Source organism: Mycobacterium hainanense (genome assembly GCF_041890355.1).
In the GTDB taxonomy this organism is placed as follows: Bacteria; Actinomycetota; Actinomycetes; order Mycobacteriales; family Mycobacteriaceae; genus Mycobacterium; species Mycobacterium hainanense.
Genome location: NZ_CP169059.1, coordinates 3,612,384 through 3,626,210, shown reverse-complemented (window position 1 = coordinate 3,626,210; position 13,827 = coordinate 3,612,384). Strand labels below are relative to the sequence as shown.

The window sequence follows — 13,827 nt, the reverse complement described above, 5'->3', positions numbered from 1 at the left end:
AAAAGCACAAGGAAGAAGCGGACCAGAAGTGCAGACACACGAGATCAGGAAGCGGTTTCTTGATCATTTCGTGAAGGCGGGCCACACCGAGGTGCCGAGCGCATCGGTGATCCTCGACGACCCCAACCTGCTGTTCGTCAACGCGGGCATGGTCCAGTTCGTGCCGTACTTCCTGGGGGCGCGCACACCGCCGTACTCGACGGCCACCAGCATCCAAAAGTGCATCCGGACGCCCGACATCGACGAGGTGGGCATCACCACCCGGCACAACACCTTCTTCCAGATGGCCGGCAACTTCTCGTTCGGCGATTACTTCAAGCGCCGCGCCATCGAGCTGGCGTGGACCCTGTTGACCAACGGGCTGTCCGAGGGCGGCTACGGCCTGGACCCCGAAAGAATCTGGACGACGGTCTATTTCGACGACGACGAGGCCGTGCAGCTGTGGCAGGAGATCGCCGGGCTGCCGGCCGAGCGGATCCAGCGCCGCGGCATGGAAGACAACTACTGGTCCATGGGCATCCCCGGCCCGTGCGGCCCGTCGTCGGAGATCTACTACGACCGCGGCGAAGAGTTCGGGGTTGGCGGCGGCCCGGTGGCCAACGAAGACCGCTACATCGAGATCTGGAACCTCGTGTTCATGCAGAACGAACGCGGCGAGGGCACCGGCAAGACCGACTTCGAAATCCTGGGCCCCTTGCCCCGCAAGAACATTGACACCGGCATGGGCGTCGAGCGCGTCGCGTTCATCCTTCAGGGCGTGCACAACGTCTACGAGACCGACCTGGTGCGGCCGGTCATCGACGCCGTGGCCGCCCGCGCGCCGCGCGGGTACGACGTGGGCAACCACGAGGACGACGTGCGCTACCGCGTCATCGCCGATCACAGCCGCACCGCGGCGATCCTGATCGGCGACGGCGTCACGCCCGGCAACGACGGCCGCGGCTACGTGCTGCGCCGGCTGCTGCGCCGGGTGATCCGCTCCGCGAAACTGCTCGACATCAACGGCCCCATCGTCGGTGAGTTGATGGCCACCGTGCGCGACGCGATGGGGCCGTCATATCCCGAACTGGTCGCCGACTTCGACCGGATCAAGCGCATCGCCGTCGCCGAGGAGACCGCGTTCAACCGCACGCTGGCCGCCGGCTCCAAGCTGTTCGACGAGGTCGCAGGCACCACCAAAGCCGCCGGGGCCAAAGCGATCTCGGGCTCGGACGCCTTCACGCTGCACGACACCTACGGCTTCCCGATCGAGCTGACCCTTGAGATGGCCGCCGAGGCCGGCCTGCAGGTCGACGAGATCGGCTTCCGGGAACTGATGGCCGAGCAGCGCCGCCGCGCCAAGGCGGACGCCGCCGCCCGCAAGCACGCGCACGCCGATCTGAGCGCCTACCGGGAGCTGGTCGACGCCGGCCCGACAGAATTCACCGGCTTCGACGAATTGACCTCCGAAGCAGCGATTTTGGGCATCTTCGTGGACGGCAAACGCGTCCCGGTCGTCACGCATGGCACCGAGGGGGCGCAGCAAGTCGAACTGGTGCTGGACCGCACCCCGCTCTACGCCGAGTCCGGCGGGCAGATCGCCGACGAGGGCACCATCAGCGGGACGGGCGCCAGCGGGAGCGCCCGCGCGGCGGTCACCGACGTGCAGAAGATCGCGAAAACCCTGTGGGTGCACCGGGTCAACGTCGAGTCCGGCGAATTCGTCGAGGGTGACACCGTGGTGGCCGCGGTCGACCCGGAATGGCGCCGGGGCGCCACCCAGGGCCACTCGGGCACCCACATGGTGCACGCCGCGCTGCGACAGGTGCTGGGCCCCAACGCCGTCCAGGCGGGATCGCTGAACCGCCCCGGCTACCTGCGTTTCGACTTCAACTGGCAGGGCCCGCTGTCCGACGAGCAGCGCACCCAGGTCGAAGAGGTCACCAACCAGGCCGTCCAGGCCGACTTCGAGGTGCACACGTTCACCGAGCAGCTCGAGAAGGCCAAGGCGATGGGTGCGATGGCGATGTTCGGCGAGGCCTACCCGGACGAGGTGCGGGTGGTCGAGATCGGCGGACCGTTCTCGCTCGAGCTCTGCGGCGGCACCCACGTGCACAACTCCGCTCAGATCGGGCCGGTGACCATCCTGGGCGAATCGTCGGTCGGCTCCGGCGTCCGCCGGGTGGAGGCCTACGTCGGGCTGGACTCGTTCCGCCACCTGGCCAAGGAGCGCGCGCTGATGGCGGGGCTGGCCTCGTCGCTGAAGGTGCCGTCCGACGAGGTGCCCGCCCGGGTGGCCGGCCTGGTGGAGCGGCTCAAGGCCGCCGAAAAAGAGCTCGAACGGGTCCGGCTGGCCGGCGCGCGCGCCGCGGCCACCAACGCGGCGGCCGGCGCGGAGCGTATCGGTAACGTCCGTGTGGTGGCGCAACGCATGTCGGCGGGGATGACGGCCGGCGACCTGCGCTCCCTGGTGGGCGACATCCGCGGCAAGCTGGGCAGCGACCCCGCCGTGGTGGCGCTGATCTCCGAGGGCGAGGGGGGCAGCGTGCCGTACGCGGTCGCCGCCAACCCGGCCGCCCAGGACCTCGGGCTCCGCGCCAACGACCTGATCAAGCAGCTCGCCGCGACCGTCGACGGCCGCGGCGGGGGCAAGCCGGACCTGGCGCAGGGTTCCGGAAAGGACCCCAGCCGCATCGACGCGGCGCTCGAGGCGGTCCGCTCCGAGATAGCGCGGGTCGGTTGAGTGGGGCCGGCACAGCATCGCGTGCCCGACCGGCCCGGCGACCCTGACCAGGATCCCGGGCGGGGGCGGCGGCTCGGCATCGACGTCGGCACCGTGCGCATCGGCGTCGCCTGCAGCGACCCCGACGGAATTCTGGCGACGCCGGTGGAAACCGTGCGCCGCGACCGCTCCGGGAAGCATGTGCGGCGGCTGGCCGAGCTGGCCGCCGAGCTCGGGGCGGTCGAGGTGGTCGTCGGGCTGCCGCGCACGCTGGCCGACCGCACCGGTCCGTCGGCGATCGACGCGATGGAGCTGGCCGACATGCTGGCCCAGCGGATCGCCCCCACGCCCGTGCGGCTGGCCGACGAGCGCCTGACCACCGTCAGCGCGCAGCGCTCGCTGCGCGCCGCCGGCGTCCGCGCCCGCGAACAGCGGGCGGTGATCGACCAGGCCGCCGCGGTGGCCATCCTGCAGAGCTGGCTCGATCAGCGCCGCGCCACCCTGACGGCGGGGGAGCGCGCCGATGGTTGACAGCGCACGGCGGCAACGCGCCGAGCCCGAAACGGTCGGTTCGCCACGGAAGAGGAGCCGCGTCGCCCGCAACCGCGCCGAGCGGGGGCGACGCCGGCGGCGGTTCGCCGGCAAGATCGTGCTCGCGGTCGTGGCCGTAGTCGTGCTGGTGGGCGTGGTCGTCGGCGCCAAGCTGTGGCACACGGTCTTCGGGGTCGACGACGACTACGCTGGAAATGGCAAGCAGGACACCGTAATTCAGATCAAGGACGGTGACTCGACCACCAACGTCGGGGAGACGCTGCAGCACGAGCAGGTGGTCAAGACCGTCCGGGCGTTCGTCAACGCCGCGCACGGCAACAGCAAGATCTCCTCGATCCAGCCCGGCTTCTACCGGATGCGCACCGAGATCCCGGCGGCCGACGCCGTCGCGCGGCTCGCCGACCCGAACAGCCGGGTGGGCCGGCTCGTCATCCCGGAGGGCCGTCAGCTCGACGACACCACCGACATGAAGACCAATGTGGTGACGCCGGGGATCCTGACGCTGATCTCCCGCGCCACCTGCGTGACCCTCGACGGCAACCAGCACTGCATCGCGGTGGAGGAGCTGCGGGCGGCGGCGACCAACAGCACGCCCGCCGCGCTGGCGGTGCCGCCCTGGGCCGTCGAACCGTTCACCGAGCTCGGCAAGGACCATCGCCGGATCGAGGGGCTGATCGCGCCGGGAACCTTCAACGTCGACCCCTCCGCATCCGCGGAGACCATCCTGTCGGGCCTGATCAGCGCCGGGGCCGTCGAATACGCGAAGTCGGGGCTGGTGGACACCGCCCAGGCCATGGGCCTGTCGCCCTACGACATCCTGGTGGTGGCGTCGCTGGTGGAGCAGGAATCCAAGTCGCAGGACTTCGCGAAGGTCGCCCAGGTGATCTACAACCGCCTGCACGCCCACCACACGCTGGAATTCGACTCGACGGTCAACTACCCGCTGGACCGCCGGGAGGTGGCCACCACCGACGCAGACCGGGCCCAGAAGACGCCCTGGAACACCTACGTGTCGCAGGGGTTGCCCGCGACGGCGATCTGTTCGCCCGGCGTCGACGCGCTGCACGCCGCCGAGCATCCCGAGCCCGGCGACTGGCTGTACTTCGTCACCATCGACGCCCAGGGGACGACGCTGTTCACCAAGGATTATCAGCAGCATCTGGCCAACATCGAGCTGGCTAAGCGCAACGGTGTCCTCGACTCGGCCCGTTAGGGCGCCCGGCCCGGGCGCTGGACCCCGCAAAGCGGCGGTGCTCGGCAAGCCGATCGCCCACTCGAAGTCACCGCAGCTGCACCTGGCTGCCTACCGGGCGCTGGGCCTGCTGGACTGGACCTACGAGCGCATCGAATGCGACGCAGAGCGGCTGCCCGCAGTCGTCGGCGGGTTCGGCGCCGAATGGGTGGGGGCGTCGGTGACCATGCCGGGCAAGTTCGCCGCGCTGCGCTTCGCCGACGAGCGCACCGAGCGGGCCGAGCGGGTGGGTTCGGCCAACACCCTGGTCCGCACGGCGGCCGGCTGGCGGGCCGACAACACCGACATCGACGGCGTCGCGGGGGCGCTGGGATCGGCGGCCGGCCCGGCGCTGGTGTGCGGGTCGGGTGGCACCGCGCCGGCGGCCGTCGCGGGGCTGGCCCAGCTGGGCGTCACCGCCATCACCGTCGTCGCGCGCAACCCCGACAAGGCCGCCCGGCTGGTGGGGCTGGGCACCGGGATCGGGGTCCCGACGCGATTCGTGCACATCGACGACGACGCCGTCCTGCGCGCGGCGGTGGCCGCCGCGGAGGTGCTGGTCAGCACGGTCCCCGCGGACGTCGCGGCGCGCTACGCGGGCACCCTCGCGGCCATCCCGGTCCTGCTCGACGCGGTCTACGACCCGTGGCCCACGCCGCTGGCCGCCGCGGTGGCCGCCGCCGGCGGCCGCGTGATCAGCGGCGTGCAGATGCTGCTGCACCAGGCGTTCACCCAAGTCGAGTTATTCACAGGGCTGCCCGCTCCGCGGGAGGCCATGACCGCCGCGCTCGGCTAACGTCTCGCGCGTCGGATGTCCCCGGATCAACCGCCGGGCGTGGGGCCTGCGGACGAATCCGCCGCGGGATTCGTGCGCAGCCCCACACTCGCGGCGCGCACAGGAGAACCCATGCGAATGGCCGCGACGGTCGTGGTGCTGGTCTGGATGGGCGCGCTCAGCGGATACGACGTCGCCCGGCGTCGGCTGCCGAACTGGCTGACGCTGCCCGGCGCCGGGGTGGTCCTGCTGGCGGCCGCGGTGGCCGGGCGCGGCTGGCCCGCACTGGCCGGTGCGTTGGCGCTGACCGCGACCTATCTGCTGGTGCATTCGCTCGCCCCGGCGGGGATGGGCGCGGGCGACGTCAAGCTGGCGATCGGCCTGGGGGCGCTGGCCGGCTGTTTCGGCGCCGGTGTCTGGTTCCTGGCGGCTGTGGCGGCGCCGCTGCTGACGACGCTGTTCGCGGCGCTGCTCGGCGCCCGGACGGTGCCGCACGGCCCGTCGATGTGCCTGGCCAGCGCGGCCGCCGTCGGCATGGCGGCGCTCACGTGACGGGCAGCAGCGGTAGCAGCTGCTCGCCGAGGCGGACCACCTCGGACTTGTACGGGGTGTCGCTCAGCACGAAGTGGGTGATGCCCAGGTCGGCGTAGCGGTGCAGCGCGGCGGCCACCTCGGCCGCCGAACCCACCAGCCACGTCGTGCCGGCGCCCTCCCCGCCGTACCTGCTCGGCGTCGTGTACAGGCACGAGTCCAGCACCTCGCCGCGCTCGGCGAGATCGCTCAGCCGTCGCTGTCCCTCGGCCGCGCCCGCGTTGTGCAGGCTCAGCACCCGCGGCGCGCCGGCGAGGGTGGCGACCTTCGCCTCGGCGTCGCGCCACGCCTCCTCCGAGGTGTCGCGCACCAGGGTGGTGATCCGCAGGCCGAACTCCAGCGGCGGGTGCTCGCGGCCGAGCTTGCGGGACAACGACTTCAGCCGCTCGACGCGCTCGGCGATGCCGTCGAGCGGCTCCCCCCAGAACAGTTGCACGTCGGCCTCGGTGGCCGCGACCTGCTCCGCGGCGGCCGACGCCCCACCGAAGTAGAGCTTGGGGTGCCGCCCGTCGGCGGCGCCGAAGGGCCGCGGCTGCAGCGTCGAGTGGTCGACCCGGAAGAACTCGCCGTGGAACGTGACGTCGTCCTCGTGCCACAGCCGGCGGATCAGCCGCATGAACTCGCGGGTGCGGTCGTAGCGACGGGACTTGTCCAGTTCGGTATCGCCGTAGGCGGCCGGATCGTCGACGCCGCTGACGATGTTGATGAACAGCTTGCCGTCGTTGAGCCGGTCCAGCGTGGCCGCTGCGCTGGCGAAGTGCGCCGGATGCCAGTAGCCGGGCCGCACGGCCACCAGCGGGGTGAAGTTGGTGGTGCGGGCGGCGACCGCGGTGGCGACGGTGAACGTGTCCGGCCGGCCCCAACCGGTGCCGATCAGCGCGCCACCCCAGCCATGCCGCTCGGCGCGCAGCGCCAGATCCACCGAGTAGTCCAGGCTGCCCCAGCCGGCCACGGTGTCGTCACCGCGGTGGCCGGGCTCGACGGTGTTCGGGATATACCACAGGTGCATGGGTCAGGCCGCCGCGATGAAGCGGGTACCCGTGAGCCGCTCGCGCAGGGTCGATTCCGCGTACGACGCGCGAAACAGGCCGCGGGAGCGCAGAATTGGCACCACCTCGTCGACGAACACCTCCAGGCCGTCCGGGAAGACGTCGGGCATCAGGTTGAAACCGTCTGCGGCGCCGGCAACGAACCACCGCTCGATGGTATCGGCCACGTCGACGGGAGACCCGACGATCACCCGATGCCCCGATCCGCTGAACTCGCGCAGCGTCTGCCTCAGCGTCAGTCCGCGGCCGGTAACCAGGCGCACCACCGATTCCCGGAAGCCCAGCGAGCCAACGGCGTCCGACGGCACGGCGCCCAGCAGGCGCGCGGGGATGGGCTCGTCGAGCGGCAACCCCGAGAGGTCCTCGCCCAGGGTCTGCGACAGCCGCGCCACGTCGTGCCCGGCGGGCAGCAGCGCGTTCTGCTCCTCGTAGCGCCGCTCGGCCTCGGCGCGGCTGCTGCCGATGGTGGTGATCAGCCCCGGCAGGATTCGCACCGCGTCGCGGCCCCGCCCATGGGCGGCGGCGACGTCCTTGACGAGCCGGTAGTGCTCGAGGCCGGCGTCCAGGTCCAGCTCGGCGCTGAACACGGCGTCGGCCACCCGCCCGGCGAGCTCGCGCCCCTGCGGCGAGCCGCCGGCCTGCACCAACAGCGGGTAGCCCTGCGGCGACGGCCCTTGCGGCAATGAGCCTGTCACAGCGAAGAAGTCGCCGCGATGGTCGATGCCGCCGGCACCGGCGGCGGCGTCGCGCCACAACGCCAGGACCACGTCGACGAACTCGGCGGCCCGCCGGTAGCGGCTGGCCCGGTCCGGGAGGTCGTCGAGGCCGAAGTTGACGCCCGCCGCTTCGGAGTAGGTGGTGACGACGTTCCAGGCGAACCGGCCGCCGGAGAGCTCGTCGAGGCTGAGCAACCGGTGCGCGAGCTCCACGGGGTCGTTGAACGTCGACGACAGCGTGCCGATCAGCCCCAGGTGCTCGGTCTCGGCCGCCACCGACGCCAGGATGACGCTGGGCTCCAGCGCCTGCGACGGGCGCAGCGCCGGGTGGTCGCGCAACGCGGGCCCGTCGGCCAGGAACAGCGCGTCCAAGGTGCCCCGTTCGGCGATCCGGGCCATCCGGACGTAGTAGCCCGGGTCGCTGAACGCGGCGGGCCTCTCGGTGGACCGGCGCCACGACGCGGTGTGGATGCCGAGGTTGAGGACATTGACGTTGAGCGTGAGGCCGCGCTCGCGCGGGTTCACAGCCGCACCGCCGCGTCCTGCTGGGAATCATAGGCGAGCCGATGCGTCGAGAGGTCCGGTGCGGCTGGCGCCGGCAGCCCGAGCCGTTGCCGCAGCGTGCCGCTACCGGGGGCGGCGACGGCGCCGCGGCGGCGCGCCGACGGCAGCAGGTCCTCGAGCACGGCCGGCAGCGCCGCCGGCGGCACGCGCAGCAGCGCGCCGACCGCGCCGGGCGTGCCGGCCACCCGGTCCAGCGCCGCGTCGTCGACCGCGCGCAACCGCACCACGGCGGCCGGCGGCACCGGGGCACCGTCCTCGACAACGACGAGGTCGGCCTCTCGGGCGCCCGGTCCGGGGTGCCGCCACACCGGCAGGTCGCCCTGCACCGACCCGGGAACGTTCAGGGGCCCGGCGATGCGGTAGGTGCCGTCGGTGTCCGCGCGCCGGATCTGGGCGACGTCGGCGAAGACGCCGGCGGCGCGGTCACCCACGATGGACGCGTACGGCCATGTGCGCCACAAGGTTCGCACCGCGGCGATCACCTCGGTGGTGTGGGCCGGACCCAGGGGGGCGCCGGTCCAGGTGGCCGCGGCGGCGTTCAGCCCGATGCGGTGGTCGGCGTCGAGGGCGAACCAGCCGACCCGCCCGTGGGCGGCGTGGTCCACCGACAGCAACCGGCGCGCCAGGTTGTAGGGGTGGTCGCGGTGCGCGGACGCCGCGACCACCAGGCCCAACGCGGCCGTGTGCCGGGCCGCCACGGTGGCGACGAGCGACGCGTCCAGGCTGGGCGCGGCGCCGGTCGGCTCGCCGCGGTCGGCGCCCACCACCCAGTAGTGCACACCGGCGGATTCCAGCCTGCGCGCCAGCGCGGCGAAGCCGTGTGCGCGCGGGCCGGTGCCGATCCCGTCGCCGGCGGTCTCGATCCCCAAGGTTAAGGACACGAATCCCGAGGCTACGTGGGCGCGCCGGCGATGCAACGGCGGTGCGGCCGCGGGGCCGAAAAACGGCTGCGCACAGGGTCGCTCACTTAAAAATTGTGACGGTGTAAACCGTTGCCGGTGGCGCCGGCAGCCGCCTACCTTGTGGGGCTGGTCCACACAAACACCGCCCCCACGTGGAAGGTCTTGACGCGCATGCCCGTTGGCTCTGGTACCGACGTTCCGGCCGAGGACGTCCTCGCCGAAATCGCCGCGGACTACCGTCTGCGCCTTGCCGACGGCGGGACCGAACCGCCCCTGCGCGGCCTGAAACTGGTGCGCGATCACCGGCTGGGTGCGGTGCGCTTGCCCCGCGAATTGGGCGGGGCGGGTTACACCGTGCCGGAGTTCTTCGACCACCTCATCGCGCTCGCCGCGGCCGACCCGGATCTGGCCCACATCCTGCGCATCCACTACGCACTGGTCGAGGAGCTGCAGCTGAAACCGAAACGCCCGGGCAGCGACCGCTGGATCGCGGTGGTCGCCGAGGGCGGGCTGATCGGCGGCGCGAACGCCGAGCAGAGCCAGAAGTCGGTGGGCGGCAACAACCGCGACACCCGGCTGGTCGCCACCGCCGACGGACTGCGGTTGCGCGGCAGGAAGTTCTACAGCACGGGCGCGCAGTTCTCCGACTACCTGCGCATCACCGCGCAGGACGACGACGACTCGCCGACGGCCGTGGTGATCCCGGTGAACCGGGCCGGCGTCGAGCACCTCGACGACTGGGACGGCATCGGCCAACGCCAAACTGGAAGCGGAACAACGGTTTTCAACGATGTCGTGGTGGAGGCCGACGAGGTGTTCCCGCTCGGTGCGACGATCGGGGTGAACCGGGCCCGCGGCGCGCTGGTGCAGCTGTACCTGCACGCGGTCGCCGCCGGCATCCTGCGCGCCCTGGCCGCTGACGCGGCCGCGCTGGTGCGCGGGCGGCGCCGCACCTACACTTTCGCCACCGTCGACGACCCCACCGCCGACCCGCAGCTGCTGCAGATCGTCGGCGAGATCGACGCGGTGGCCTACGCCGCGCAGGCGCTGGTGCGCGCCGCGGCCGCCGAGCTCGCCCCCGCGCTGGAGGCCGCCCGCGGCACCGGAATCGATCCCGAGCTCGAAGCCGCGGCGTCCATCGCCGCCGCGCGGGTCAAGGTCGCGATCCAGGAGCCCGCGTTGCGGGCGGCGTCGCGCGTCTTCGACGCCGGGGGCGCCTCCGCTGTCCAGGCGTCGGCGGTGCTGGACCGGCACTGGCGCAACCTGCGAACCCTGTTCTCCCACAACCCGACGATCTACAAGGCCCGGGTGCTCGGTGACATCGCCGTCAACGGCGCGGACCTGCCCGACTCCAGCTTCTTCTGATCCGGTCGTGAGGGTCTGCACGCGCGCGGCGGCGCTGGTCGCCCTGGTCTCGCTGGTGGTGGCCGGGTGCGCGGGGCACCGCCACCCCCCGAGCAGCGGGCCCACCGGCGCGCCGGTGCGCGGCGGCACCCTCACCTACTCCGACGTGTCCTTCGTGACCGACACCATGGCGGCCAATTACAGCGCCAACAACCTGATGTTCCAGCTGCTCGACCGCGTGGTGTACGTCGACCCGAAAACCGACGCCGTGCACGGCTGGCTGGCCCGGCAGTTCACCCGCAACGCCGACGCCACGCGGTACAGCTTCACGATCCGCGACGGCGTGACGTTCAGCGACCGCACCCCGGTGACGGCCGAGGTGATCAAGGCCAACTTCGACCAGCTCGGCAAGGGTGATCCGGCCAAGAAAATGCCCGCCTTCGCCGACTTCGTCGGCTACGACCGCAGCGAGGTCGACGGCAACGTCGTCACCGTGTTCCTCAACCGGCCCAACACCAACTTCTACAAGGTGCTGTCGTACAGCCGCTCGGGGATCCGCTCGCCGGTGACGCTGGCGCTCGACTACGCGCACCAGGCGAAGGTCGAAAACGTCGTGGGCTCCGGGCCGTTCGTGTATCAGTCGCAGATCCCGGACCAGCAGGTGGTGCTCAAGAAGCGCCCGGATTACGCGTGGGCGCCCGAGTCGTGGCCCAATCATGGCGCCGCCTACCTCGACACCGTGGTGTTCCGGGTGATCACCGAGCCGGGGCTGCGCGCGGGGGCGGTCCAGTCCCACCAGGTCGACGTTGCCCGCGGAATCCAGCCCACCGACGAGCCGGCGCTCAAACAGGGTGGCCTGCAAGTGATCTCGGTCGCAGCGCCCGCCGAAACCGCGAACCTGGTCGGGATGCGGATCAACAACCAGGTGGTCGCCGACGTGCGGGTGCGCCGCGCGCTGCAGCTCGGCATCGACCGGAAGGCGGTGGTGGACACCGTGCTGTCCGACAGCTACCGGGCCAGCGATTCGGTACTGGGACACGACGATCCGCTGTTCGCGAACGTCAGCGCCGACATCGGTTACCAGCCGCAGAAGGCGGCCCAGCTGCTCGACGAGGCCGGCTGGAAGATCGGCGGCGACGGGATACGCGAAAAGGACGGCCACAAGCTCAATCTCTCGCTGGCGGCGTCGAATCAGAGTGTGGTGTTCCGCCCGGCGTTCGAGTTCATCGAATCCGAGTGGCGCGAGCTGGGTGTCGCGTTGCAGAACCGGGCCGGCGACATGACCTTCTTCAACGCCTCGGCGACCCAACCGTCGACGCCGCTGTTCGGCACCCGCATCCAATACAACATCGGGCTCGGCCTGCTGTTCGGCCGCCCGAAAAGCAACCTCACCTTCGCCAAGAACGACCGCCTGATTGCCCTTGCCGACGAGGAACTCAAGGAGACCGACCCCGTCCGGCTCAAAGACGTCGTCGCGCGCGAGCAGCGCACCATCATCGACGACCAACTGGCGCTGGTGTTGTGGGACGAGGTGCAGGTGCACGCCGCCGCACCCAACGTCCACCTCGACTTCACCCGCTACACCGAGCCGTTGCTGCAAAGCGCCTGGAAGGCATGATGCTGCGCTACGTCCTCGCCCGGGTCGGCCAGTCGGTGCTCGTACTGCTGCTGGCCTTCACGCTAGTGTTCGTCGGCGTCAGCATCCTGCCGACTGATCCGGCCACCATCTTCGTGGCCAAGGGCGAGGGCTATTTCAACCCCGACATCGTCACCCAGGTCAAGGCGTTCTACGGCTACGACCGACCGCTGTGGGTGCAGTACGTCTCGCAGCTCACCGGGTTGCTGCACGGGCATTTCGGCTTCTCGCTGTCCAGCGGGCAGACCGTCACCGACCGTATCGGCGGGGTGATCGGGCAAACCCTGCAGTTGGCGGCGACGGCCACCGCGCTCGCGCTGTTGCTCGCCGCGGCCATCATGGTGCTGGCCACGACGGTCGCCCCGGTGCGATCGTTGGTGCGGGCCTTGCCGCCGCTGTTCGGGGCAGTCCCCACGTTTTGGCTGGGACTGGTCGTGCTGCAAATCTTTTCGGTTCAGCTGGGATTGATCTCGCTGTTCCCCGACGGTTCGTTCGCCGCCCTGCTGGTCCCGGCGCTGGTGTTGGCCGTGCCCATCTCGGCGCCCATCGCGCAGGTCCTGCTGAAGAATGTGGAGGCGACGCTGGCGCTGCCGCACGTCAACACCGCCCGGGCCAAGGGCGGCACCCCGGGGTGGGTGTTGCGCCGGCACGTGCTGCGCAACGCCGCGGGCCCCGCACTGACCGTGACGGCGACGACCGTCGGCGCGCTGCTGGGCGGGTCCGTCGTCACCGAAACCGTGTTCTCCCGCGCCGGATTGGGCTCCGTGCTGCTCCAGGCGGTGTCCAATCAGGACATCTCGCTCATCCAGGGCCTCGTGCTGCTGACCGCGGTCGTCATCGTCGCGGCCAACCTGCTGGTCGACCTGATCTATCCGATCCTCGACCCCCGCGTCACCAAGTCGCAGCGCCGCGGCTTCGCCACCCGCCTGGGCAGTTTCGGATGAGCGCTCCGCCGACCATTCGGCGCCGGACACCCTGGTCGGTCCGGCTCTCGGTGGCGCTTCTAGTCCTGGTCGTCGCGTGGGCCGTGGCTCCGGGCCTGTTCACCTCCCGGGATCCATTGAAGGGCAGGCCGGTCGACAAGTTCCGGCCGCCGAGCCCGGCGCACTGGTTCGGCACCGATCACCTCGGCCGCGACGTGCTGACCCGGGTGATTTACGGCACCTCGCACACCATCGCCACCGCGGGCCTGGCGGTGGCCGTCGGCCTGCTCATCGGCAGCGTGATCGGCGTCCTGGCCGGCGTGTCCGGCCCCGTCGTCGACGCCGTCGGCATGCGCCTGTCCGATGTGCTGCTGGCGCTGCCGGGCTTCCTGATCTCGGTGTGGATCGTCACCGCCTACGGCCCCGGCCCGCTGTCCGTCGGCATCGGCGTGGGCATCGGGTCGATCGCGATCTTCGCCCGGGTGTTTCGCGCCGAGGTGCTGCGGGTGCGGGCGCTCGACTACGTCGAGGCCGCGTTCCTGTCGGGGGAGACGCGGTGGTCGGTGATCCGGCGTCACGTCATCCCCAACGCCGTGGGCGCCGTGGTGACCCTGGCGGTCATCGACCTGAGCAGCGCGATCTTGCTGATCTCGGCGTTGGGTTACCTGGGCTACAGCGCCCCGCCGCCGACCCCGGAGTGGGGCCTGCTGGTCGCCGAGGGCCGCCGCTACCTCGCGACCGCCTGGTGGCTCACCACGCTGCCGGGTGCGGTGATCCTGCTCGTCATCCTCGCCCTCGGCACCGTCAGCCGGCGCGTGCTGGCGTCCAACCGGATCTGATCGG

Annotated in this window: 12 protein-coding genes; 9 read left to right on the top strand and 3 right to left on the bottom strand. The window is 71.3% G+C overall.

Annotation, left to right across the window (positions count from 1 at the left end; all coding sequences use genetic code 11):
- Positions 1-28: 28 nt before the first annotated feature.
- The 5 genes from alaS (at position 29) to ACEL92_RS16625 (ending at position 5,811) form a co-directional block, all read left to right on the top strand.
- Positions 29-2,722, top strand: coding sequence for an alanine--tRNA ligase (alaS, locus tag ACEL92_RS16645; RefSeq protein ID WP_374021829.1), 2,694 nt, complete (start codon positions 29-31; stop codon positions 2,720-2,722).
- The gene (gene ruvX, locus ACEL92_RS16640; RefSeq protein WP_374021828.1) at positions 2,723-3,232 is read left to right on the top strand and encodes a Holliday junction resolvase RuvX; all 510 of its coding nucleotides are present in this window, start codon (positions 2,723-2,725) and stop codon (positions 3,230-3,232) included. It begins immediately after the preceding gene.
- The gene (mltG, locus tag ACEL92_RS16635) at positions 3,225-4,466 is read left to right on the top strand and encodes an endolytic transglycosylase MltG (protein WP_374021827.1); all 1,242 of its coding nucleotides are present in this window, start codon (positions 3,225-3,227) and stop codon (positions 4,464-4,466) included. Before ruvX ends, mltG begins: the two co-directional genes overlap by 8 nt.
- Positions 4,444-5,280 (top strand): shikimate dehydrogenase, encoded by an 837-nt coding sequence (locus ACEL92_RS16630; protein ID WP_374021826.1) that lies wholly within the window; start codon positions 4,444-4,446, stop codon positions 5,278-5,280. The genes mltG and ACEL92_RS16630 overlap by 23 nt, the downstream gene beginning before the upstream one ends.
- 111 nt (positions 5,281-5,391) lie before the next feature.
- A complete protein-coding gene (locus tag ACEL92_RS16625; RefSeq protein ID WP_374021825.1) occupies positions 5,392-5,811 on the top strand; it encodes an A24 family peptidase in 420 nt (139 codons plus the stop codon).
- On the opposite strand, the gene ACEL92_RS16620 is transcribed toward ACEL92_RS16625, so the two are convergent.
- The 3 genes from ACEL92_RS16620 to ACEL92_RS16610 are packed head-to-tail and all read right to left on the bottom strand — an operon-like array spanning position 5,804 to position 9,060.
- Entirely contained in the window at positions 5,804-6,859 is a 1,056-nt protein-coding gene (locus tag ACEL92_RS16620; protein ID WP_374021824.1) for an LLM class flavin-dependent oxidoreductase, read from the bottom strand. The two genes, ACEL92_RS16625 and ACEL92_RS16620, sit on opposite strands and share 8 nt — an antisense overlap.
- 3 nt (positions 6,860-6,862) lie before the next feature.
- The gene (locus ACEL92_RS16615; RefSeq protein WP_374021823.1) at positions 6,863-8,140 is read right to left on the bottom strand and encodes an NtaA/DmoA family FMN-dependent monooxygenase; all 1,278 of its coding nucleotides are present in this window, start codon (positions 8,138-8,140) and stop codon (positions 6,863-6,865) included.
- Complete coding sequence (locus ACEL92_RS16610) at positions 8,137-9,060, bottom strand: luciferase (RefSeq protein WP_374021822.1); 924 nt, start codon at positions 9,058-9,060, stop codon at positions 8,137-8,139. The genes ACEL92_RS16615 and ACEL92_RS16610 overlap by 4 nt, the downstream gene beginning before the upstream one ends.
- Positions 9,061-9,252: 192 nt before the next feature.
- Between ACEL92_RS16610 and ACEL92_RS16605 the strand changes: the two genes are divergently transcribed.
- Genes ACEL92_RS16605 through ACEL92_RS16590 form a run of 4 tightly spaced genes read left to right on the top strand, consistent with a single transcriptional unit; the run spans position 9,253 to position 13,823 of the window.
- Positions 9,253-10,446 carry an acyl-CoA dehydrogenase gene (locus tag ACEL92_RS16605; RefSeq protein WP_374021821.1) on the top strand — a complete coding sequence of 398 codons (1,194 nt, stop codon included), beginning with the start codon at positions 9,253-9,255 and terminating at the stop codon, positions 10,444-10,446.
- A gap of 7 nt (positions 10,447-10,453) precedes the next feature.
- Positions 10,454-12,043, top strand: coding sequence for an ABC transporter substrate-binding protein (locus ACEL92_RS16600; RefSeq protein WP_374021820.1), 1,590 nt, complete (start codon positions 10,454-10,456; stop codon positions 12,041-12,043).
- The gene (locus ACEL92_RS16595; RefSeq protein WP_374021819.1) at positions 12,043-13,005 is read left to right on the top strand and encodes an ABC transporter permease; all 963 of its coding nucleotides are present in this window, start codon (positions 12,043-12,045) and stop codon (positions 13,003-13,005) included. Before ACEL92_RS16600 ends, ACEL92_RS16595 begins: the two co-directional genes overlap by 1 nt.
- Positions 13,002-13,823 carry an ABC transporter permease gene (locus ACEL92_RS16590; protein ID WP_374021818.1) on the top strand — a complete coding sequence of 274 codons (822 nt, stop codon included), beginning with the start codon at positions 13,002-13,004 and terminating at the stop codon, positions 13,821-13,823. Before ACEL92_RS16595 ends, ACEL92_RS16590 begins: the two co-directional genes overlap by 4 nt.
- Positions 13,824-13,827 lie beyond the last annotated feature (4 nt).